Source organism: Cupriavidus sp. YAF13, assembly GCF_052113425.1.
Taxonomy (GTDB): domain Bacteria; phylum Pseudomonadota; class Gammaproteobacteria; order Burkholderiales; family Burkholderiaceae; genus Cupriavidus.
Window position 1 is genome coordinate 312,478 of sequence record NZ_JBFRDD010000001.1, and the last position, 22,756, is coordinate 335,233.

Consider the following 22,756-nt stretch of genomic DNA (forward strand, 5'->3'; position numbering starts at 1 on the left):
CATCGAAGGGACGGCTGAAACAAGAAGGGCGCCAACTTTGGCGCCCGTAGCGTCAGGCTGCAACAGAATCAGTGATGAACGACGGCGGCGCCTGCGTGCCCGCGGAGACGGTAAGCACGTCGTAGCCGGTCTCGGTCACCAGGATGGTGTGCTCCCACTGCGCGGACAGGCTGCGGTCACGCGTCTTGACGGTCCAGTGGTCGGGCATGGTGCGGATATCGCGCTTGCCGGCGTTGACCATCGGCTCGATCGTGAAGATCATGCCGGCCTGGATTTCCATGCCGGTGCCGGGGCGGCCGTAGTGCAGGATCTGCGGGTCCTCGTGGAAGTTCTTGCCGATGCCATGGCCGCAGTACTCGCGCACCACGGTGTAGCCCGCCGCTTCCGCATGGACCTGGATCACATGGCCGATATCGCCGAGGCGGGCGCCGGGGCGCACCTGGGCAATGCCCTTCCACATGCATTCGAAGGTGATCTGCGCCAGGCGCTTGGCCAGGATCGAGCCCTCACCGGCAATGAACATGCGGCTGGTGTCGCCGTAGTAGCCTTCCTTGGTGATCACGGTGATGTCGAGGTTCACCGCGTCGCCGGACTTCAGCACGCGTTCGCCCGGGATGCCATGGCAAATCACGTCGTTGACCGACGTGCAGATGGCGCCGGGGAAGGGGGGGTAGCCGGGCGGCGCATAATTCAGGGGCGCGGGTACCGTGCCCTGCACATCGCGCATATAGGCGTGGCACAGCCGGTCGAGTTCGCCGGTGGTGACCCCCGGCTTGACGAAGGGCGTGATGTAGTCGAGGACCTCGGAGGCCAGCCGGCAGGCCACCCGCATTTGGGCGATATCGTCGGCGTTCTTGATATGGATGCTCATGCTGCTCGCAAAAGTGGYGGCGAAGCCACGGGCTGCGCCTCAAATTGAATCTGAAAGTGGGATTATCGCACCATCGGGCACCAACCGCAGCCGAAAACGGGCTTCGCCGGCGACGGGCGCCTGCTTTTCATGGCGAGTGGCCCCTTGAGCGAAGTCCTGTTTTGTTGCTACAATCGCTGGCTAGCCTTCTTGTGGCTACCTGGCAGGTCGATGTGACTTGCCAGCAGCGRCTCGCGGGCCGGGGCAGTCACTACTGTGCTGCGGTATTTGGCAGGCGCCTTGCGCTTATTAAATACAAAGTTTTTGAAATTGCTTGAAATTGCGAGTCCGTCCATCCGGGGTGTTCCTTTTCAGGAATGTCGGGGCGGACTTCAGACCTAACCCTTTTGGAGATTTTTCATGTCCGTTACCATGCGCGAAATGCTGGAGGCCGGTTGCCACTTCGGCCACCAAACCCGCTTCTGGAACCCCAAGATGGCTCCGTACATCTTCGGCCATCGCAACAAGATCCATATTATCAACCTCGAAAAGACGTTGCCGATGTTCCAGGACGCGCTGAAGTACGTGCGTCAACTGGCAGCAAACCGCGGCACCGTGCTGTTCGTGGGCACCAAGCGTCAATCGCGCGAAATCCTGGCTGAAGAAGCAGGCCGCGCTGGCATGCCTTACGTCGATGCCCGCTGGCTCGGCGGCATGATGACCAACTTCAAGACCGTCAAGATCTCGATCAAGCGCCTGAAGGACATGGAAGCCGCCAAGGAAGCTGGCGCGCTGGAAACCATGAGCAAGAAGGAAGCGCTGATGTTCGAGCGCGAAATGGACAAGCTGCAAAAGTCCATCGGCGGCATCAAGGACATGGGCGGCGTGCCTGACGCCATCTTCGTGGTCGACGTCGGCTACCACAAGATTGCCGTCACCGAAGCCAAGAAGCTGGGCGTGCCCGTCATCGGTGTGGTCGATACCAACCACTCGCCGGAAGGTATCGACTACGTGATCCCGGGCAACGACGACTCGAGCAAGGCAGTTGCCCTGTATGTGCGCGGCGTGGCCGACGCGATCCTGGAAGGCCGTGCAAACGCCGTGCAGGACGTGGTTGAAGCCGCACGCGGCGGCGACGATTTCGTCGAAGTCGAAGAAGCCTAAAGGCTTGCTGCCGAGAGGACCCCGTACCGCGCGCATCGCAAGCTGACACATCATCGCTAGCCAACCGGCCCCTGGGCCGGGGTGCTGCGCGCAGCCGGGGGCTTTCCGGCAACCGAGGGGGCGAATCTTACGCCCCCTTTTTTCGAATTGTTGTCATCCGCCCCTGGCATGATCTGGCGCGGGTGAAGTTGAACTTACCTCCGGTCCCGGATCGCGCCACATCGACGGCGGGGTAGGGCGGGGCGAACCATTCAAGGAGTGACAAATGGCGGCAATTACCGCAAGCATGGTGGCAGAACTGCGCGCGAAGACCGACGCGCCGATGATGGAATGCAAGAAGGCCCTGACCGAGGCCGAAGGCAACCTGGAAAAGGCTGAAGAGCTGCTGCGCGTCAAGCTGGGCAACAAGGCCAGCAAGGCCGCTTCGCGCGTGACCGCCGAAGGCGTGGTCGTGTCCTTCATCGAAGGTACCACCGGCGCGCTGGTGGAACTGAACTGCGAAACCGACTTCGTGTCGAAGAACGATGACTTCATGGCGTTCTCGAACAAGGTCGCCGAACTGGTCGCCAAGCAGAACCCGGCCGACGTGGCTGCGCTGTCGGCGCTGGAAATCGACGGCGTGACCGTGGAAGCCACCCGTACCGCCCTGATCGGCAAGATCGGCGAAAACCTGGCGATCCGCCGCTTTGCCCGCTACGCCAATGGCGGCAAGCTGGCCGCTTACCTGCACGGCACCCGCATCGGCGTGATGGTCGAGTTCGACGGCGACGAAACCGCCGCCAAGGACGTGGCCATGCACGTTGCCGCGATGAAGCCGGTGTCGCTGTCGTCCGCCGACGTGCCCGCCGACCTGATCGCCAAGGAACGCAGCATCGCCGAGCAAAAGGCTGCCGAATCGGGCAAGCCGGCCGAAATCGTCGCCAAGATGGTCGACGGCTCGGTGCAGAAGTACCTGAAGGAAGTGTCGCTGTTCAACCAGACCTTCGTGAAGAACGACAAGCAGACCGTCGAGCAGATGCTCAAGGCCGCTAACACCACGGTCAAGGGTTTCACCCTGTACGTGGTCGGTGAAGGCATCGAGAAGAAGCAGGACGACTTCGCCGCTGAAGTGGCCGCCCAGGTGGCAGCTGCCCAAAAGGCCTGAAGTCCTGGCGGCCAGGGTGCCCGGTAGGGTGCCCTACCGGTCGCCGTATAATGCCGAGGGGCACCGCAAGGTGCCCCTCGGCACAAATGACCGCGCCGCGCTTACCCGTGCGGCGCGGGCTTGGTAGCCCGTTTCCGCAGTCGTCTGACCAGCCGTGCTTCAGGGGCGCTTTGTACGCGAGGTTTCGTGTGCTATTGCGCTGTTGCCGTGCCGGAACCAGGCCACCCCGAAAACCGGCTTTTATAGCGGCGGCACGCCGATCCGTGCCGCCTGCCTTCAAATTTGCGGCTCAACAGAACGAGCCGAACCAGCTCCGGGGATCAATATGCCAGCCTATAAGCGCGTCCTACTGAAATTGTCCGGCGAAGCCCTGATGGGCGATGATGCCTTCGGCATCAACCGCTCCACCATCGAAAGCATGGTCAATGACATCGCCGAGATCGTAAGGCTGGGCGTCCAGGTCGCGGTGGTGATTGGCGGCGGCAATATTTTCCGCGGCGTGGCCGGCGGGGCAGCGGGCATGGACCGCGCCACGGCCGACTACATGGGCATGCTGGCCACCATGATGAATGCGCTGGCCCTGCAGGACGCCATGCGCCACGCCGACATCGTGGGCCGCGTGCAGTCGGCGCTGCGCATGGACCAGGTGGTCGAGCCTTACATCCGCCCGCGCGCCATCCGCCAGCTGGAGGAGGGCAAGGTGGTGATCTTCGCCGCCGGCACCGGCAACCCGTTCTTCACCACCGATACCGCGGCGGCCCTGCGCGGCGCGGAAATCGGTGCGGAGATCGTGCTCAAGGCGACCAAGGTGGACGGTGTCTACACTGCCGACCCCAAGAAGGACCCCAGCGCCACGCGTTACACCACGATCTCCTTTGATGAGGCGATCTCGCGCAACCTGCAGGTGATGGATGCTACGGCATTCGCCCTGTGCCGCGACCAGAAGCTGCCGATCAAGGTGTTCTCCATCGTCAAGCCGGGCGCGCTCAAACGTGTGATCCTGGGTGAAGACGAAGGTACGCTGGTGCACGTATAAGTGCGGCACCAGGCGCTGGCACGCTGCCGCCGAAGGTGGCGCRCGTGCTGGCAAAGAGTAGAATGATTCATTTTCGATCCCGCCGTCCGGGATCATGATTACCCGTTTTCGGAGGTAAAGATGAGCGTCGCCGACACCAAGAAGAGCGTCGAGCAGAAAATGCAAAAGACCATTGAAGCGTTCAAGGCCGACCTGGCCAAGATTCGCACTGGTCGTGCACACACCGGTCTGCTCGACCACGTGCAAGTGGATTACTACGGCTCCCCCGTGCCGATCAGCCAGGTGGCCAACGTCGGCCTGGCCGATTCGCGCACCATCAGCGTGCAGCCTTGGGAAAAGAAGATGGTCAGCGCCATCGAGAAGGCCATCCGCGACGCGGACCTGGGCCTGAACCCGTCGACCATGGGCGAGACCATCCGCGTGCCCATGCCCATGCTGACCGAAGAGCGCCGCAAGGAACTCGCCAAGGTCGTCAAGGGCGAGGCCGAGGGCGCCAAGATCGCCGTGCGCAACCTGCGCCGGGATGCCAACGAGCAGTTCAAGAAGCTGGTCAAGGACAAAGCCATTTCCGAGGACGACGAGCGCCGCGGCCAGGACGATGTCCAGAAGCTGACCGACAAGTTCGTTGCCGAGATCGACAGGATGGTCGCCGAGAAGGACAAGGAGATCATGACGGTGTGACGCATGATGCGGCGGCTTGCCAGCCGCCGCTGTGTCCGGTACCGTTTCCCATCATGCATCACATCAGTTCCACGCTCAGCGTCCCCGACTCTACCTATGTGCCCCGCCACGTTGCCATCATCATGGATGGCAACGGCCGCTGGGCGACCCAGCGGCACTTGCCACGCGTAGCCGGCCACAGCCGTGGCCTGGATGCCGTCCGGGCCGTGGTGGAGGCCTGTGCCGCGCGTGGCGTGCAGTACCTGACCCTGTTCGCGTTCAGTTCCGAGAACTGGCGCCGCCCGGCGGACGAAGTCTCGTTCCTGATGCGGCTGTTCATGACCGCACTGCGCCGTGAGGTGATCAAGATGCACGCCAACAACATCCGCGTGCGGGTGGTTGGCGACCTGAGCCGCTTCAGCCCGCGGATCCAGCAGCTGATCACCGATGCCGAGGCTCGCACGGACGGCAACACTGGCCTGACGGTGACCATCGCCGCCAATTACGGCGGCCGCTGGGATCTGCTCCAGGCCGTGCGCAAGATGCTGGCGCGCTCGCCCATGCTCGATCCGGAATCCGTGGACGAATCCGTGCTCGCGCCGCACCTGGCCATGGCCTACGCGCCGGAGCCGGACCTGTTCATCCGCACTGGCGGCGAGCAGCGCATCAGCAATTTCCTGCTGTGGCAGCTGGCCTACTCCGAGCTCTATTTCACCGACGTGTTCTGGCCGGATTTCAGCGCTGCGGAGCTTGACAAGGCGTTTGCCTCGTACCGGCAGCGCGAGCGCCGCTTCGGCCGTACCAGCGCGCAAGTGGTCGCACCACCCGGCCTTTCCGGCACCGCCTGAAGCCCGTTTTCCATTTTTTCACCGGAATCCCGCAGCGCATGCTTCTTACCCGTGTCATCACCGCCGTATGCCTGTTGCTGCTGATCCTGCCGATCCTGTTTCTGGCACCTCCGTCGGCGCTGGCTGGCCTGGTGGCGGTGATCGTCGTCCTGGCAGGCTGGGAATTCGGCCGCCTGATCGGGCTGCGCGGCTTCTGGCCCTATGTCTATGCGGTGGCCTGCCTGGTCGCCCTGATCGGCTGGCATGATGCCGCCGACCGCCAGGCGCTGACGCGCCTGCTGCAGATCGGCGTGGCCTGCTGGGGCGTCGCCGTGGTGCTGCTGGCGCGCGGCGTACGCCAGGCGAGCCCGTCCTTTACCTTGCTGGGCGCCATTCTCGGCCTGTTCATGCTGCCCGCGTTCGGCCACGCCACCCTGATCCTGCGCGAGCTGGGCATCGGGGTGCTGCTATCGGTAGCGGTGCTGGTCTGGGCGGCCGATATTGGTGCCTATTTCGTCGGCAAGGCCATCGGGCGGCGCAAGCTGGCCCCCACCATCAGCCCGGGCAAGTCCTGGGAAGGCGCCATCGGCGGCTGGCTGGTGGTGCTGCTGATCGCATTCGGGCTGGCCGCTACCCAAGCTTTTTCCCCGACCTGGTTCTCTCGCATGGCCGACCGTAACGGCCTGGCCGTCGTGGCGCTGCTGTCGACCCTGCTGGTGGTTGCCAGCGTGGTCGGCGATCTCTTCGAGTCGTTGCTCAAGCGCCAGGTTGGCATGAAAGACAGCAGCCGGCTGTTGCCTGGCCATGGCGGCGTGCTCGACCGGATCGACGCGCTGTTGCCCGTGTTTCCGCTGGCCGCCTTGCTGGCCATCTATCTTTGAGTTGATCTGATATGCGTCGTATTACCGTCCTGGGTGCCACCGGCTCGATCGGGGAAAGTACGCTTGATGTGGTCAAGCGCCACCCCGAGCGCTATGCCGTCCATGCGCTGACGGCGCACCGGCAGGTCGACAAGCTGGCGGCGCAGTGCCGCGAGTTCCGCCCAGCGCACGCCGTGGTAGGCACCGCCCAGGCCGCAAGCGAGCTGCAGGCGCTGCTGCGTGCCGAAGGCATCAAAACCGAGGTGGGCTATGGCGAAGCGGCCCTGGAAGCGGTGGCGGTCGATCCCGCGGCCGATTCGGTGATGGCCGCCATCGTCGGCGCCGCCGGGTTGCGTCCCACGCTGGCCGCGGCGCGGGCGGGCAAGCGCGTGCTGCTGGCCAACAAGGAAGCGCTGGTGATGTCGGGCCGGCTCTTCATGGATGCCGTGCGCGAGCACGGCGCCACGCTGCTGCCGATCGACAGCGAGCACAATGCCATCTTCCAGTGCCTGCCGGCGGACGATCCGCGCCTGAGCGCGGGCGTCTCCAAGATCCTGCTGACGGCTTCCGGCGGCCCGTTCCGGACTCGGGACCCGGCCACCTTGCACGATATCTCGCCGGACGAGGCCTGCGCCCACCCGAACTGGGTGATGGGCCGCAAGATCTCGGTCGACTCCGCCACTATGATGAACAAGGGGCTGGAGGTGATCGAGGCGCACTGGCTGTTCGCCGCGCCGGCGGACCGCATCGAGGTGCTGATCCACCCGCAGAGCATCGTGCATTCGATGGTGTCCTACGCGGACGGCTCGGTGCTGGCCCAGCTCGGCAACCCCGACATGCGTACGCCGATCGCCTATGGGCTCGCCTATCCCGAACGCATGCACGCGGGCGTTTCCCCGCTGGACCTCACCCGTGCGGGCGCACTGACCTTCGAAACCCCGGATCTGGCGCGTTTTCCCTGCCTGGGCCTGGCGTTCGACGCCTTGCGGGCGGGCGRGGTGGCCCCGGCCATCCTGAACGCCGCCAACGAGGTTGCCGTCGAGGCGTTCCTGCAAGGCCGGATCCGTTTTACCGACATCGCGCGCATCGTGGCGCAGGTGCTGGCGCAGGCCTCGCCGGGCAGTGTCGACACGCTGGAAGGCGTGATGGACATCGACCAGGATGCGCGCCGCCGCGCCGGCGCCCTACTGGAAAGCGCGCGTTCGTGCTGACGCCGGTGGCGGCGCGGCCGGGATCGGCGACAATAGCGGCGCACCGGCCCATGCCGGCGCACCGGTTGCCGGGCCGCCTGCCCGGCGTCTACTTTGTGCCATCGGGGCATTCCGGCCCCTGACGACAAGCTGCCTGCCATGCAAACCGTAATTGCTTTCGTCGCCGCCCTTTGCATCCTGATCTATTTCCATGAAATGGGTCATTACCTGGCCGCGCGCCTGTGCGGGGTCAAGGTGCTGCGCTTCTCGATCGGCTTCGGGCGGCCGCTGGTGCGCTGGGTGTCCAAGGGGCGGGACCGCACCGAGTGGACCATCGCCGCGATTCCGCTCGGCGGCTACGTCAAGATGCTCGATGAGCGGGAGAGCGATCCGGGCCATGATGCGCCGGTCGATCCCGCGGACCTGCCACGCGCCTTCAACCGGCAACCGGTGGCCAAGCGCTTCGCGATCGTGGCAGCCGGGCCGCTGGCCAACTTTGCCCTGGCCATCGTGCTGTATTTCGTGCTGTTTGCAGGCGGCATGCGCGAGGCCGCGCCCATCGTCGCGGCGCCGCCTGCCGGCACCCCTGCTGCGGCGGCGGGCTTGCGCGAGGGCGACCGCGTGCTGGCGCTGCAGGCCAACGGCGAGACCGAGCAGGTTCGTTCCTGGAACGACCTGCGCATGGCCGTGTTCGCCCAGGGCTTTGGCGACGCCAGCGCGGTGCTGCACGTGCGCGCTGCCGATGGCGCCGAGCGCGATGTGAAGCTGCCGCGGCTGCCGAATACCGGCGGCAATCCCGAGCAAGACCCGCTTGCCACGCTGGGGCTGGCCCTCAAGGGCGGGCCGGTGACGATCACCGAAGTCCTGCCGGACTCCGCCGCGCAACGCGCCGGCCTGCGCCAGGGCGATCGCGTGGTGGCCTGGCAAGGACGCCCGCTGACCCAGGCTGGCGAACTGATCCGCGGGGTCAGGGCGCAGCCCGGCGCCCAGGTCACGCTTGGCATCGAGCGGGAGGGCCGGCGCCTGGATGTGCCCGTGAAGCTCGATACGGTTGCCGCGGCGCAGGGCGCCAGCGCGGCAACCGGCGCCACCGGCAAGCTGGGCGCCGCGCTGAGCCAGGCGGTCGAGATGGAAACCGTGCGCTACCAGCCGGTCGAGGCGCTGAGCCGCGCGGTCGGGCAGGTCTGGAGCACCAGCGCGCTCTCGCTCAAGCTGCTCGGAAAGATGCTGGTGGGGCAGGCTTCGCTGCAGAACCTGAGCGGCCCGCTGACCGTGGCGGACTACGCGGGGCGCGCCGCCCACCTCGGCTGGCAGCCCTTTGTCGGCTTCCTGGCGTTGGTCAGTGTTAGCCTCGGTGTATTGAATTTGTTACCTATTCCGGTATTGGATGGGGGGCATTTGCTGTATTATTGCGTTGAATTTTTGACTGGCAGGCCCGTACCAGACCACTGGCAGGCTGTGCTGCAGAAGGTCGGCATCGCCTGCGTCTTGCTCCTGACTTCGCTCGCCTTGTTCAACGATGTCAGCCGGCTGTTCTTAGCGCGCGGCTAGACATAGGTTGCCGGCTGCGGCGTGCGGGTGTCACTGACACCCCGCGCCGGATGCCGAGCCAAGGCGCAGCCCCGTGAAGCATCGGAGCCCAATCCTGCATGGAATCAAAGAGGGGATCAAGATTGATCAGACATAAGCGCATCTCGCTGGGCGTGCTGGCGAGTGCCATCATCGCGGCCTGGACCCCAGTGAGTTGGGCCGCGGAGCCATTCGTCGTCAAGGACATTCGTGTCGAAGGCCTGCAGCGGGTCGAGCCGGGTACGGTGTTCGGCTACCTGCCGGTCAAGGTCGGCGAAACCTTCAGCGACGACAAGGGCGCGGACGCCATTCGTGCCCTGTATAACACCGGGTTCTTCAAGGACGTCCAGATCCGTTCCGAGGACGGCGTGCTGGTGGTCCAGGTGGAAGAACGTCCCGCCATTTCCCAGCTCGAATTCGTCGGCATCAAGGAATTCGACAAGGACACCCTGCGCCGCTCGTTGCGCGCGGTGGGCGTGGCCGAGGCCCGGTACTACGACAAGGCCCTGATCGACAAGGCAGAGCAGGAGCTCAAGCGCCAGTATGTGGCGCGTGGCTACTATGCTGCCGACGTCCAGACCACGATCACCCCGGTCGACCGCAACCGCGTGTCGGTGGTGTTCAATGTCGACGAAGGTCCGGTGGCCAAGATCCGCCAGATCAATATCGTCGGCAACAAGGCCTTCAAGGAAAGCACGCTGCGCGATGAAATGCAGCTGTCGACCCCGAACTGGCTGTCCTGGTACACCAAGAACGACCTGTATTCCAAGCAAAAGCTCACCGCCGACCTGGAAGCACTGCGTTCGTACTATCTGAACCGCGGCTACCTCGAGTTCTCCATCGAATCGACACAAGTGTCGATCACGCCGGACAAGAAGGACATCTTCCTGACGCTGAACATCAAGGAAGGCGACCAGTACAAGGTGTCGGACATCCGCCTGGCGGGCGAGCTGCTCGGCAAGCAGGCCGAGATGGAAAAACTGCTCAGGCTGCAGAAGGGCGAGGTCTTCTCGTCCGAGAAGCTGACCCAGAGCACCAAGGCCATTACCGACCTGCTGGGCACCTACGGCTACGCGTTCACCACCATCAACCCGCAGCCGCAGATCGACAAGGAAAAGCGTGAAGTCGCGCTGACCCTGATGGTCGATCCGGGCCGTCGCGTCTACGTGCGCCGCGTCAACGTGGTGGGCAACAGCAAGACGCGCGACGAAGTCGTGCGCCGCGAAATGCGCCAGATGGAAAGCTCGTGGTTCGACAGCGAAAAGCTGACGCAATCGCAGGCCCGTATCAACCGTACCGGCTACTTCACCGACACCAACATCACCACCGAGGACGTGCCGGGCGCGCCCGACCAGGTCGATGTGAACGTCAACGTGACCGAGAAGCCGACCGGGCAGATCAGCCTGGGCCTGGGCTTCTCCTCCACGGACAAGCTGGTGCTGCAAGCCGGCCTGCGCCAGGACAACGTGTTCGGGTCGGGTACCAGCCTGGGCCTGGACGTGAACACGGCGAAGTCCTTCCGTACCATCTCGCTGACGCAGTACGATCCGTACTTCACGGTGGACGGCATCAGCCGCTCGACCGATATCTACTACCGTACGTCGCGGCCGCTGTACTACACCGGCGACCAGGATTACAAGATCGTATCGGAAGGCGGCAACGTCAAGTTCGGTGTGCCGTTTACGGAAACCGATACCGTGTTCTTCGGTATCGGCTACGAGCGCACCCAGGTGACCATCTCGCCGAACACGCCGATCCAGTACGGCCAGTGGCTGAGCAAGATCGGCAAATCGAGCGGCGATCCGATCAACAACTTCCCGTTTACGATCGGCTGGGCCCGTGACCGTCGCGACAGCGCGCTGGTCCCGACCAAGGGACCCTACACGCAGGTCAACCTTGAAGTGGGCGTGCCCGGCGGCGATACGCAATATTATCGCGCCAGTGCCCAGCAGCAATATTTCTATCCGCTGTCCAAGGCCTTCACGCTGGCCTTCAACGGTGAAGTGGCTTACGGTCACGGCTACGGGAACACGCCGTTCCCGGTGTTCAAGWACTTCTACGCCGGTGGTATCGGTTCGGTKCGCGGCTACCAGACCAGCACGCTSGGMMMGAAGGACCAGAACGGCAATCCGATCGGCGGCGCCTCCAAGATGATCGGCAATGTCGAATTCATCTTCCCGCTGCCGGGCTCGGGCGTGGACCGGACCCTGCGCCTGTTCACCTTCTTCGACTTTGGTAACGTGTACGAGGAAGGGGCCCCGATACTGTTCAGCCAGCTCAAGTATTCGACGGGCCTGGGCATGTCCTGGCTGTCGCCGATCGGCCCGCTCAAGATCAGCGTGGGCTTCCCGCTGAAGAAGGACGAGACCGACAAGGTACAGCGCTTCCAGTTCCAGATCGGTACTGCGTTCTGATCGGGCATAGAAGATAGAAGATTGAGGAACGGATTCATGAAAACAACATTCCCACTGATCAAAAGCCTGACGGCGGCTGCGCTGACGGCTGGCGCGCTGCTGGCAGCCGCGCCCGCGACGGCACAGGAAGCGCGCATCGCCGCGGTCAATTCCGAGCGTATCCTGCGTGATTCGGTGCCTGCCAAGCAGGCCCAGGTCAAGCTGGAGCAGGAGTTCTCCAAGCGCGATCGCGAGTTGCAGGACATGGCCCAGAAGATCAAGGGCATGGCCGACAAGCTCGACAAGGACACCGCTGTGCTGGCCGATGCCGACCGCCAGCGCCGTCAACGCGAAGTGGCCGATCTCGATCGCGAATTCCAGCGCAAGCAACGTGAATTCCGCGAGGATCTGAACCAGCGCCGCAACGAGGAACTGGCCCAGGTGCTCGAGCGCGCCAACCGCGTGATTCGCCAGCTTGCGGAGCAGCGCAAGTACGACCTGATCGTGCAAGAGGCCGTGTATGTCAATCCTCGCATCGACATTACCGACGATGTGATGAAAGCGTTGAACGCCGGCAGCAAGTAAGCTGCCAGTTTTCGCCGTCCAAGGAAGTACTGCCATGCAAACACCCACACTGGGTCAGCTCGCCACCGATACCGGCGCGCAGGTTGTGGGTGATCCCGACCTCGCCGTGCGCGGCCTCGCGCCGCTCGACCAGGCCGGTCCCGACCAGCTCTCGTTTCTCTCGAATCCCCTGTACCTGCCGCAGGCGCTGGCCTCCGGCGCCGGCGCCGTGATCGTGTCGGCGGCCGACCTGGAGCGCATTCGCGCCGAAGGGCAGGCCGACGGCCGCAACTGGCTGGTGGCACGCAATCCCTACGTGTGCTTTGCGCGTATCGCGCAGGGGTTCGATCGCCGCGCCAATACCGACCACCGTACCGGCATCGACCCGCACGCCAGCGTGGCGCCCGATGCCGTGGTGCCGGCGTCCTGCTTCATCGGCCCCAACGTGGTGATCGAGAGCGGGGCGCGGCTTGGCGAGCGGGTGCGCATCCTGGCCAACGGCTTTGTCGGTGCCGGGGCGCAGATTGGCGATGACACGCTGATCTACGCCAATGTCTCGGTCTACCACCAATGCGTGGTGGGTATGAGATGCATACTGCACAGCGGTGTGGTGCTGGGTGCGGATGGCTTCGGCTTTGCCCCGGACATCGGCCCGGCTGGCGTCGAGTACGTCAAGATTCCCCAGACCGGCCGCGCCGTGCTGGGCAATGACGTCGAGGTCGGCGCCAATACCGCGATCGACCGCGGCGCCATGGCCGACACGGTCATCGAGGACGGCTGCAAGCTCGACAACCAGGTACAGATCGCGCATAACGTGCGGGTGGGCGCGCATACTGTGATCGCGGGATGCGCGGCGATTGCTGGCAGTACCAAGGTAGGGCGCTTCTGCGTGATCGGGGGCTCGGCCAACTTTGCCGGCCACCTGAACATTGCCGACCGCACCACGGTATCCGGTGGCACTTCGATCACTAAATCCATTTCCAAGCCCGGCGGGCATTTCACAAGCGTGTTCCCGGTCCAGCCGCATGGCGAGTGGGAACGCACTGCAGCCACCTTGCGAGGCCTGAGCAAATTGCGCGATCGCGTGATCCAGCTCGAGAAGCGCTTGCAAGGGCAGGACGCCGGCAAATCTATCCAGCATACCGAAGAGAAAAAACCATGAACGCCGTCGATATCGACATCTGCAAGATCCTCAAGCTGCTGCCGCATCGTTACCCGTTCCTGATGGTAGACCGCGTGCTTGAACTGGAGCCGCAAAAGCGTATCAAAACGCTGAAGAACGTCACCATGAACGAACCGTACTTCCAGGGCCATTTCCCGGGCCACCCCGTGATGCCGGGCGTGATGATCCTCGAAGCGCTGGCGCAGTCGGCCGGCTTGCTGACCTTCGGCGCCGAAGTAGAGCGCAAGGAAAACTCGCTGTATTACTTGGTCGGCATCGACGGCGCGCGCTTCAAGCAGGTCGTGACGCCGGGCGACCAACTGCACATGACGGTATCCGTAGAACGCTATATCCGCGGCATCTGGAAGTTCAAGGCATTTGCCACCGTCGACGACAAGGTGGCTTGTGAAGCTGAGTTGATGTGCACCGTCAAACAAGCCGACTAAGAAACCTGCCTTCAGGGCTACGTCCTGAAGGCAGGTCTTGGACGTATTTGGCTCACTGTGTTGACCGTTCAATCTTTTCATCTCAGACCATAGGACAGGACGCATGACGCAAATCCATCCCAGCGCACTGGTTGACCCGAAGGCCGAGCTTGCTGCCGACGTGACCGTCGGGCCGTTTTCCATCGTGGGTCCGCACGTGCGCCTTGGCAGCGGTACCCAGGTGGGCGCGCATACCACCATCGAAGGGCATACCACTGTTGGCGCGGATAACCGCATCGGGCCTTACGCTTCGGTGGGCGGCACGCCGCAGGACATGAAGTACCGCAACGAGCCGACCCGGCTTGTGATCGGCGATCGCAATACCATTCGCGAATTCACCACCATCCACACCGGCACGGTGCAGGACCGGGGCGTGACCAGCATCGGCGACGACAACTGGATCATGGCCTACGTGCACATCGCGCACGATTGCCAGGTGGGCAACCACACGGTGTTCTCCAGCAACGCGCAGATCGCCGGCCACGTGCAGGTGGGCGACTGGGCCATTCTTGGCGGGATGAGCGGGGTGCACCAGTTCGTGCGCATCGGCGCGCACGCCATGCTGGGCGGCGCCTCGGCCCTGGTGCAGGACCTGCCGCCGTTCGTGATCGCCGCTGGCGACAAGGGCGGCAACAAGGCCACGCCGCACGGCATCAACGTGGAAGGCATGCGCCGCCGTGGTTTTGACGCCGCGCAGATCGCGGCCCTGCGCCAGGCTTACAAGGTGCTGTACAAGTCCGACCTGAGCTTTGAAACCGCCCGCAACGAGATCGCGCAACTCATTGCACAGGCCGAAGGCACCGCCACGGCTCCGTTGCAGGATTTCCTCGACTTCATTGCCGCCACGCAGCGCGGCATTGTGCGCTGAAGCCGGATACAGCCATGGTCGAAGGTGTCCTACCGGCCATGGAGGCCACGCCGGTTGCGGCGGGCGCGGGCAATCGCGGCACCATTGCCATGGTGGCTGGCGAGAACTCTGGCGACCTGCTTGCCTCCCTGCTGATGGGTGGGCTCAAGGCCCGCCTCGGTGAAGTGAGTTACGCCGGCATTGGCGGCCCCCGCATGATGGCGCAGGGGTTCGAGTCGCAATGGCCGATGGACACCCTCTCGGTCAACGGCTACGTGGAGGTGCTGGGCTCGCTGCGCGAGATTCTCGCCACGCGCCGCGCCATCAAGGAAAAGCTGCTGGCGCAGCCGCCGCTGTGCTTTATCGGCGTGGACGCGCCAGATTTCAACTTCGGGCTCGAAGTGCCGCTGCGCCGAGCCGGCATTCCGGTGGTGCACTTTGTCAGCCCATCGATCTGGGCCTGGCGCGGCGGGCGCATCCGCACCATCGCGCGCGCGGTCGACCACATCCTGTGCCTGTTCCCGTTCGAGCCGGAGATCTATGCCCGCGCCGGGATTCCCGCCACTTATGTGGGCCATCCGCTGGCCGACGTGATCCCGATGGTGCCGGACACGCAGGGCGCCCGCGAGAAGCTTGGCCTGCCAGCCGGGCCGCGCGTGGTGGCCGTGCTGCCCGGTAGCCGGCAGTCCGAGGTGCGCAACCTGGGCGCGACGTTCTTCGCGGCCATGGCGCGMATGTACAGCATGGACGGCAATCTCGCCTTTGTGCTGCCGGTTGCCAGCGCGCCGCTGCGAGAGATCGTCGCGGGCCTGCACCAGCAGTATCCGCAGATCCCGCTGACCGTCATCGACGGGCAGTCTCACCTGGCCATGGAAGCCGCCGACGTGATCCTGCTGGCGAGCGGTACCGCCACGCTGGAGGCCGCGTTGTACAAGAAGCCCATGGTGATTTCGTACAAGGTGCCCTGGCTGACCGCGCAGATCATGAAGCGGCAGGGTTACCTGCCGTATGTGGGCCTGCCCAACATCCTGTCGGGGCGTTTTGTCGTGCCCGAATTGTTGCAGGATGACGCGACGCCCGAGGCATTGGCGCGCGAGACGCTGCTGCAGTTGAACGACGAAGGCAATACCGCGTTCCTGCGGGACCATTTCACCCAGATGCACCAGACGCTTAAACGCAATACCGCCGAGATCGCTTCGGCCGTGGTCGCCGACCTGATCCAGCAGCGGAGGGGTGTGTAATGGCGCGCCGACCCACAGCCACCGCCAAGGGCGATTCGGCCCAGCTCGGCTTTGACCTTGCCGGCACCGCCGCGCAGGTACGCCACTTGTGCGGCGTGGACGAAGCGGGCAGGGGCCCGCTGGCCGGCCCGGTCTATGCCGCCGCCGTGGTGCTGGATCCGGCCCGCCCGATCCAGGGCCTGGCGGACTCCAAGGTGCTGACCGCGCGCCGTCGTGAAGCGCTGTTCGACGAGATTCGCGAGCGCGCCCTGGGCTGGCATATCGCCCAGGCTTCGGTGGAAGAAATCGACACGATCAACATCCTGCATGCCACCATGCTGGCCATGCAGCGTGCCGTGCATGGCCTGGCCGATTCCGGCCTGGAGCCGGACCTGGTGCAGGTCGACGGCAACCGCTGCCCGCAGGTGCGCTTTGCGGTCGAGGCCATCGTCAAAGGCGATGCCAAGGTGCAGGCCATCTCGGCGGCTTCCATCCTGGCCAAGGTGGCGCGCGACCGCGAGCTGCTGGTGCTGCACGCCACGTACCCACAGTACGGCTTCGATGCCCACGCCGGTTACGGCACGCCGCAGCACCTGGCCGCGCTTGCCGAGTTCGGCGCCACGCCGCACCACCGGCGCTCGTTCGCGCCCGTGCGCGAAGCCATCGCGATGGGGCGGATCGCGCCCGTGGCCGCCATCCCGGCGCCAGCACTCCCGGAGCCGCTACTGTGAAACACGTCACGTCGCGCGAAAACGCGCTGTTCAAGCACCTCAAGGCACTGACTGGTTCCACGCATGCGCGCCGCAAGGCAGGGCAGTCGGTGCTCGATGGCGTGCACCTGGCGCAAGCCTACCTGGACGCGCTGGGCCAGCCGGTGCAGTGCGTGGTGTCGGAGCGGCACTACGATCATGCCGAGGTGGCGCAGCTGCTCAGGCAGATCGAGCCCGAGCGCGTGGTCCTGCTGGCGGATGCCTTGTTCGATCTGATTGCCGGCGTGGTCAATGGCATCGACCTGATGCTGGTCATCGAAACGCCCTCCGGCCACCTGCCGTCCCATATCGACACCGATTGCATCATCCTGGACGGCGTCCAGGATGCCGGCAACGTCGGCTCTATCCTGCGCAGCGCCGCGGCCGCAGGCATCCAGCACGCCTTCCTCGTCACGGGCAGCGCCTTCGCCTGGTCCACCAAGACCCTGCGCGCAGCCATGGGCGCCAATTTCCACCTGAACATTGTCGAACACTGCACGCTCGACATGCTGGCGCCGCGCCTGGCGGTGCCGCTGCTGGCCACGTCCTCGCACGCGCAGGCAGCCGTGTTCGACACCGACCTGCGCGCACCGGTAGGCTGGGTGGTCGGCAATGAAGGCGCGGGCGTGAGCCCGGAATGGATGGCCAAGGTCGGCCGCACGGTGGGCATTCCCCAGCCGGGCGGGCTGGAGTCGCTGAATGTGGCGGCCGCGACGGCGATCTGCCTGTTCGAGGCGGTGCGGCAGCGCCGCCCTGGCTAAGCCTGCCACCACTTCGCCGTACTGACGGGCCCGCGCGCCCGCCGTGCGGCGTCGGCCTGACTCAATAATTGCTGTCGCGGTCCACCTTGATCTCCTGCAGGATCGTGGTGGCGATCTCTTCGATCGACTTGTGGGTGGACGACAGCCACTTGATGCCCTCGCGGCGCATCATGGCCTCGGCCTCGTTGACCTCGTAGCGGCAGTTTTCCGGCGCGGCGTACTTGCTGCCCGGACGCCGCTCGTTGCGGATCTCGGCCAGGCGCTGCGGGTTGATCGACAACCCGAAGATCTTGCTCTTGAACGCGTAGAGCGCGGTGGGCAGCTTGCCGCGCTCGAAGTCGTCGGGAATCAGCGGGTAGTTGGCCGCCTTTAGCCCGTACTGCATGGCAAGGTACAGGCTGGTCGGGGTCTTGCCGCTGCGCGACACGCCCACCAGGATGATGTCGGCCTCGGCCAGGTTCTTGTGCGACTGGCCATCGTCATGCGCGAGCGAGAAGTTGATCGCCTCGATGCGGTTCTGGTAGGCCTCGGTGTCCGCATTCTGGTGAAAACGGCCGATCGCATGGGTGGACTTCAGGCCGAGTTCCTTCTCCAGCGGCTCGATGAAGGTCTGGAACATGTCCAGGATCATGGCCTTGGCGCGGCGGATCGCCTTGTTCGACTCCTGGTTGACCAGGGTGGTGAAGACGATGGGCTGCACGCCTTCCGCGTAAAAGGCCTCGTTGATCTTGCCCACCGCGATGTGCGCTTTTTCGGGCGTGTCGACGAACGGCATGCGCACCTTGCGGAAACGCATCTCGAACTGGGCCAGGATCGAGTGGCTGAAGGTTTCGGCGGTAATGCCGGTGCCATCGGAGACGATAAAGACGGTGCGGATGGCGGGGCGCTCCTCCTCCTTACGCGGTTCCTGGGGGTGCTGCGGCGCAAGTGGCGCGGCGGGAGCGTCGGGCTGGGGAGCGTCGGGGAAGGACATGTATGGACAATTATTTTTGAATCCGCGTTCCGCGAAAGTGCGGTGCGGCACGGTAGAATAGCGGCGATCTTTTCGCTAAGCAATTCCGCCAGCGCTGTTGGCACAACGATTCGGCCACGAATTGTCAACAATGTGCGCTGCAGCAATCACGATCGCACACCGATTGTGAGCCGCTGGGGCTGTTTAGCCAAGCGATCCGTCCGGTAGCAGAACTCCAACAATATTCCGGGCGTCAGCAACAGGTTTCTTACTTTGTTTTGAGGCTTTTATGAACAACCCGGCAATTGACGGCGCATACCTGCTGCCGTTCGAGCAGTTGCGCAAGGAAGATGTGGAAACCGTGGGCGGCAAGAATTCGTCGCTCGGCGAGATGATCTCGCAGCTGGCCGAGGCTGGCGTGCGTGTGCCCGGCGGCTTTGCCACCACTTCGCTGGCTTTCCGCGACTTCCTCGCCTACAGCAACCTGACCCAACGCATTTCCGATCGCCTGAAGGCCCTCAACGTCGACGACGTCAAGGCCCTGGCCGAAGCCGGTGCCGAGATCCGCAACTGGGTCGTCGAAGCGCCGTTCCAGCCCCGCCTGGAAAAGGAAATCCGCGAGTTCTACGCGCGTGCCGAAGAGCGCGAAGGCGCCGAGGCTTCGTTCGCCGTGCGCTCGTCGGCTACCGCCGAAGACCTGCCGGATGCATCGTTCGCCGGCCAGCAGGAGTCGTACCTCAATGTCAGCGGCATTGACGATGTGCTGGACAAGATCCGCCACGTGTTCGCCTCGCTGTACAACGACCGCGCCATTTCCTATCGCGTGCACAAGGGCTTCGCGCACGACATCGTCGCGCTGTCCGCCGGCGTGCAGCGCATGGTGCGCTCGGATGTGGGCGCCGCAGGCGTGATGTTCACGATCGACACCGAATCCGGCTTCCCCGATGTCGTCTTCATCACCTCCAGCTACGGCCTGGGCGAAACGGTGGTGCAGGGCGCGGTCAACCCGGACGAGTTCTACGTCTTCAAGCCCACGCTGCAAGCGGGCAAGTACCCCATCATCCGCCGCTCGATCGGATCCAAGCTGATCAAGATGGAATTCACCGCGCCGGGCGAAGCCGGCCGCGTCAAGACCGTCGACGTACCCATCGAGCTGCGCAACCGCTACTCCATCACCGACGCCGATGTGTCGGAGCTGGCCAAGTACGCGATGATCATCGAGAAGCACTACGGCCGCCCGATGGACATCGAGTGGGGCAAGGACGGCCGCGACGGCAAGATCTACATCCTGCAGGCCCGCCCGGAAACGGTGAAGAGCCAGTCCGCCGGCAAGGCCGAGCAGCGCTTCAAGCTCAAGGGTACGGCACCCGTGCTCACCAGCGGTCGCGCCATTGGCCAGAAGATCGGCACCGGCCGCGTCCGTGTGATCAATGACCCGTCCGAAATGGAACGCGTGCAGCCCGGCGACGTGCTGGTCGCCGACATGACCGATCCCAACTGGGAACCGGTGATGAAGCGCGCCGCCGCCATCGTGACCAACCGCGGTGGCCGTACCTGCCACGCGGCCATCATCGCGCGCGAGCTGGGCGTGCCCGCCGTGGTCGGCTGCGGCGACGCCACCGACCTGCTCAAGGACGGCACACTGGTGACGGTGTCTTGCGCCGAGGGCGATGAAGGCCGCGTGTACGATGGCCTGCTGGAAACCGAGGTCACCGAAGTGCAGCGCGGCGAAATGCCGGACATCGACGTCAAGATCATGATGAACGTCGGCAACCCGCAACTGGCCTTCGACTTCTGCCAGATCCCGAACCAGGGTGTTGGCCTGGCCCGCCTCGAGTTCATCATCAACAACAACATCGGTGTCCACCCGAAGGCCATTCTCGACTACCCGCAAGTCGATGCCGACCTGAAGAAGGCCGTCGAAAGCGTGGCCCGCGGCCATGCCAGCCCGCGTGCGTTCTACGTGGACAAGCTGGCCGAAGGCATCGCCACCATCGGCGCGGCGTTCTACCCGAAGCCCGTCATCGTGCGCCTGTCGGATTTCAAGTCCAACGAGTACAAGAAGCTGATCGGCGGTTCGCGCTACGAGCCGGACGAAGAAAACCCCATGCTGGGTTTCCGTGGCGCCTCGCGCTACATCTCCGAGGACTTTGCCGAAGCCTTCGAGATGGAATGCAAGGCCATGAAGCGCGTGCGCGACGACATGGGCCTGACCAACGTCGAGATCATGGTGCCGTTCGTGCGCACGCTCGGCCAGGCCGAGAAGGTCATCGGCCTGCTGGCCAAGCACGGCCTGAAGCGCGGCGAGAATGGCCTGCGTGTCATCATGATGTGCGAAGTGCCGTCCAACGCCATCCTGGCCGAAGAGTTCCTGCAGTACTTCGACGGCTTCTCGATCGGCTCGAACGACCTGACCCAGCTCACGCTGGGCCTGGACCGCGACTCCGGCATGGAGCTGCTGGCCAAGGACTTCGACGAACGCGACCCGGCCGTCAAGTTCATGCTGTCGCGCGCTATCTCTACCGCGCTGCGCCTGGACAAGTACGTTGGCATCTGCGGCCAGGGCCCCTCGGACCACCCGGACTTTGCACTGTGGCTGGCCAAGGAAGGCATCAAGTCGATCTCGCTGAATCCGGATTCGGTGGTCGATACCTGGAAGCAACTGGCTTCCTGAGGCATTTGACGTCACAATAGCGGTACACCGGCCCTGCGCCAGGTGTTCCGAACCCCCGCAGGCGCTCTGGCGCTGCGGGGGTTTTTTGTTTTGGCCGTGGCCAGGACAAACGTAGGCAAGCAGGCAAGCAAGGAGGCAAGGATGGCGCCGTACTACATCTGGTTTGCGCTGGCCGCGGTGCTGGTGATCGCGGAACTGGGGCTCGGCACCTTGTATTTGCTGATGGTGGCGCTTGGCGCCGCGGCAGGTGGCCTGGGTGCGCTGGCCGGGCTTGGCGCAGCCGCCCAGACCCTGGTGGCGGCGCTGGTGGCGCTAGCCGGCTTTGTCGCGCTGCGGCGCTCCCGCTATGGGCACGTGAGGCGCGATGCGGCGGAGCGCGATCCCAACGTCAACCCGGACATCGGCCAGGAACTCGAGGTACCAGCCTGGGGCGAGGCCGGGCGGGCACGCGTGCGTTACCGCGGCACCGACTGGGACGTGGAACTCCAGGCGGCCGGCCCGGCAGCGCCTGGGCGTTTTCGCATCGTCGAGGTGCGCGGCAACACGCTCTTCGTCAGCCCGCGATAGAGCAAGGCAGGGCGCGCCCCCGGTTTCCCCCCGTTTTCTGCTGTTCGCTTTTCTCAACCCCGTCACGGAGGTCCCATGTTCGAATTCTTCGGCAGCCTGCTGCCCCTGCTGATCCTGGTCGCCGTCATCGTGCTAGTGGCGCAAAGCTTCAAGATCGTGCCGCAGCAACATGCCTGGGTGCTGGAACGCCTCGGCAAGTACCGCGCCACGCTGACGCCGGGGCTGACCGTCGTGCTGCCCTTCATCGATCGCGTGGCCTACAAGCATGTCCTGAAGGAGATCCCGCTCGATGTGCCGAGCCAGATCTGCATCACCAGGGACAACACGCAATTGCAGGTGGACGGCGTGCTGTATTTCCAGGTGACCGACCCGATGAAGGCATCCTACGGGTCCAGCAATTTCGTGGTGGCTATCACCCAGTTGTCGCAGACCACGCTGCGCTCGGTGATCGGCAAGCTGGAGCTGGACAAGACCTTCGAGGAGCGCGAGTACATCAACCACAGCGTGGTCAATGCGCTGGACGAGGCCGCCGCGAGCTGGGGCGTGAAGGTGCTGCGCTACGAGATCAAGGACCTCACGCCGCCCAAGGAAATCCTGCATGCGATGCAGGCGCAGATTACCGCCGAGCGTGAAAAGCGCGCGCTGATCGCCGCGTCGGAAGGCAAGCGCCAGGAGCAGATCAACCTGGCCACGGGCGCGCGCGAGGCCGCCATCCAGAAGTCCGAAGGCGAGCGGCAGGCGGCCATCAACCGGGCGCAGGGCGAGGCCTCGGCGATCCTGGCGGTGGCCGAGGCCAATGCGCAGGCCATCGAGAAGATCGGGCATGCCATCCGCACGGACGGCGGCATGGAGGCGGTGAACCTGAAGGTGGCGGAGGAGTACGTGAGCGCCTTCGGCAACCTGGCCAAGCAGGGCAACACGCTGATCGTGCCGGGCAACCTTGGCGAGATGAGCACCATGATTGCGTCGGCGCTGCAGATCGTCAAAAGCCAGCAGAAGGGGGCTTGAAGCGAGGGGGCTTGAAGAAGCGGGCTTGCGTAGAGCAGGCAGTCTTGCGGCGTGCCGCCGGGCTGCCGCGGTCT

General features: G+C 64.5%; 20 protein-coding genes and 1 pseudogene. 19 read left to right on the forward strand and 2 right to left on the reverse strand.

Features of this window, described 5'->3' with window-relative positions:
- Positions 1-52 precede the first annotated feature (52 nt).
- Positions 53-874: pseudogene (map, locus tag AB4061_RS01720) on the reverse strand (type I methionyl aminopeptidase); the annotation flags it as partial.
- Between the two features lie 396 nt (positions 875-1,270).
- Here map and rpsB point away from each other — a divergent pair.
- The 16 genes from rpsB to AB4061_RS01800 all read left to right on the forward strand — a co-directional run bounded on the left by rpsB (position 1,271) and on the right by AB4061_RS01800 (position 17,481).
- Entirely contained in the window at positions 1,271-2,014 is a 744-nt protein-coding gene (gene rpsB / locus AB4061_RS01725; protein ID WP_043346950.1) for a 30S ribosomal protein S2, read from the forward strand.
- 265 nt (positions 2,015-2,279) lie between these two features.
- A complete protein-coding gene (tsf, locus tag AB4061_RS01730; RefSeq protein ID WP_006163113.1) occupies positions 2,280-3,158 on the forward strand; it encodes a translation elongation factor Ts in 879 nt (292 codons plus the stop codon).
- A gap of 325 nt (positions 3,159-3,483) precedes the next feature.
- Positions 3,484-4,194, forward strand: a complete 711-nt coding sequence (gene pyrH, locus AB4061_RS01735; RefSeq protein WP_043346948.1) for a UMP kinase — start codon at positions 3,484-3,486, stop codon at positions 4,192-4,194.
- A 120-nt stretch (positions 4,195-4,314) separates the two neighbouring features.
- Positions 4,315-4,875 carry a ribosome recycling factor gene (gene frr, locus AB4061_RS01740; protein WP_043346946.1) on the forward strand — a complete coding sequence of 187 codons (561 nt, stop codon included), beginning with the start codon at positions 4,315-4,317 and terminating at the stop codon, positions 4,873-4,875.
- Positions 4,876-4,928: 53 nt separating this feature from the next.
- Entirely contained in the window at positions 4,929-5,702 is a 774-nt protein-coding gene (locus AB4061_RS01745; protein ID WP_441630333.1) for an isoprenyl transferase, read from the forward strand.
- Between the two features lie 38 nt (positions 5,703-5,740).
- Positions 5,741-6,562, forward strand: coding sequence for a phosphatidate cytidylyltransferase (locus AB4061_RS01750; RefSeq protein WP_441630335.1), 822 nt, complete (start codon positions 5,741-5,743; stop codon positions 6,560-6,562).
- 11 nt (positions 6,563-6,573) lie between these two features.
- On the forward strand, positions 6,574-7,752 hold the full coding sequence (ispC, locus tag AB4061_RS01755; protein ID WP_441630337.1) for a 1-deoxy-D-xylulose-5-phosphate reductoisomerase: 1,179 nt from the start codon (positions 6,574-6,576) through the stop codon (positions 7,750-7,752).
- Between the two features lie 138 nt (positions 7,753-7,890).
- Positions 7,891-9,282, forward strand: coding sequence for an RIP metalloprotease RseP (gene rseP, locus AB4061_RS01760; protein WP_441630339.1), 1,392 nt, complete (start codon positions 7,891-7,893; stop codon positions 9,280-9,282).
- 98 nt (positions 9,283-9,380) lie between these two features.
- Positions 9,381-11,714, forward strand: coding sequence for an outer membrane protein assembly factor BamA (bamA, locus tag AB4061_RS01765; RefSeq protein ID WP_441630341.1), 2,334 nt, complete (start codon positions 9,381-9,383; stop codon positions 11,712-11,714).
- Positions 11,715-11,750: 36 nt separating this feature from the next.
- A complete protein-coding gene (locus tag AB4061_RS01770; RefSeq protein ID WP_441630343.1) occupies positions 11,751-12,278 on the forward strand; it encodes an OmpH family outer membrane protein in 528 nt (175 codons plus the stop codon).
- A 34-nt stretch (positions 12,279-12,312) separates the two neighbouring features.
- Entirely contained in the window at positions 12,313-13,419 is a 1,107-nt protein-coding gene (gene lpxD / locus AB4061_RS01775) for a UDP-3-O-(3-hydroxymyristoyl)glucosamine N-acyltransferase (RefSeq protein WP_441630345.1), read from the forward strand.
- Complete coding sequence (gene fabZ / locus AB4061_RS01780) at positions 13,416-13,865, forward strand: 3-hydroxyacyl-ACP dehydratase FabZ (RefSeq protein ID WP_441630347.1); 450 nt, start codon at positions 13,416-13,418, stop codon at positions 13,863-13,865. The genes lpxD and fabZ overlap by 4 nt, the downstream gene beginning before the upstream one ends.
- A 103-nt stretch (positions 13,866-13,968) precedes the next feature.
- Complete coding sequence (gene lpxA / locus AB4061_RS01785; protein WP_441630349.1) at positions 13,969-14,772, forward strand: acyl-ACP--UDP-N-acetylglucosamine O-acyltransferase; 804 nt, start codon at positions 13,969-13,971, stop codon at positions 14,770-14,772.
- Positions 14,773-14,786: 14 nt separating this feature from the next.
- Complete coding sequence (gene lpxB, locus AB4061_RS01790) at positions 14,787-15,992, forward strand: lipid-A-disaccharide synthase (RefSeq protein WP_441630351.1); 1,206 nt, start codon at positions 14,787-14,789, stop codon at positions 15,990-15,992.
- The gene (gene rnhB / locus AB4061_RS01795; RefSeq protein WP_441630353.1) at positions 15,992-16,702 is read left to right on the forward strand and encodes a ribonuclease HII; all 711 of its coding nucleotides are present in this window, start codon (positions 15,992-15,994) and stop codon (positions 16,700-16,702) included. The genes lpxB and rnhB overlap by 1 nt, the downstream gene beginning before the upstream one ends.
- Positions 16,699-17,481, forward strand: coding sequence for a TrmH family RNA methyltransferase (locus AB4061_RS01800; RefSeq protein WP_441630355.1), 783 nt, complete (start codon positions 16,699-16,701; stop codon positions 17,479-17,481). The genes rnhB and AB4061_RS01800 overlap by 4 nt, the downstream gene beginning before the upstream one ends.
- A 61-nt stretch (positions 17,482-17,542) precedes the next feature.
- On the opposite strand, the gene ppsR is transcribed toward AB4061_RS01800, so the two are convergent.
- Positions 17,543-18,454 (reverse strand): posphoenolpyruvate synthetase regulatory kinase/phosphorylase PpsR, encoded by a 912-nt coding sequence (gene ppsR / locus AB4061_RS01805; RefSeq protein ID WP_441630357.1) that lies wholly within the window; start codon positions 18,452-18,454, stop codon positions 17,543-17,545.
- Positions 18,455-18,722: 268 nt separating this feature from the next.
- Between ppsR and ppsA the strand changes: the two genes are divergently transcribed.
- From ppsA to AB4061_RS01820, 3 genes are all read left to right on the forward strand, one after another.
- Positions 18,723-21,107: a phosphoenolpyruvate synthase gene (ppsA, locus tag AB4061_RS01810; protein WP_441630359.1), complete on the forward strand. Its 2,385-nt coding sequence runs from the start codon at positions 18,723-18,725 to the stop codon at positions 21,105-21,107.
- A 141-nt stretch (positions 21,108-21,248) separates the two neighbouring features.
- Entirely contained in the window at positions 21,249-21,674 is a 426-nt protein-coding gene (locus AB4061_RS01815) for an NfeD family protein (RefSeq protein ID WP_441630360.1), read from the forward strand.
- A 75-nt stretch (positions 21,675-21,749) separates the two neighbouring features.
- Entirely contained in the window at positions 21,750-22,682 is a 933-nt protein-coding gene (locus AB4061_RS01820) for an SPFH domain-containing protein (RefSeq protein ID WP_441630362.1), read from the forward strand.
- Positions 22,683-22,756 lie beyond the last annotated feature (74 nt).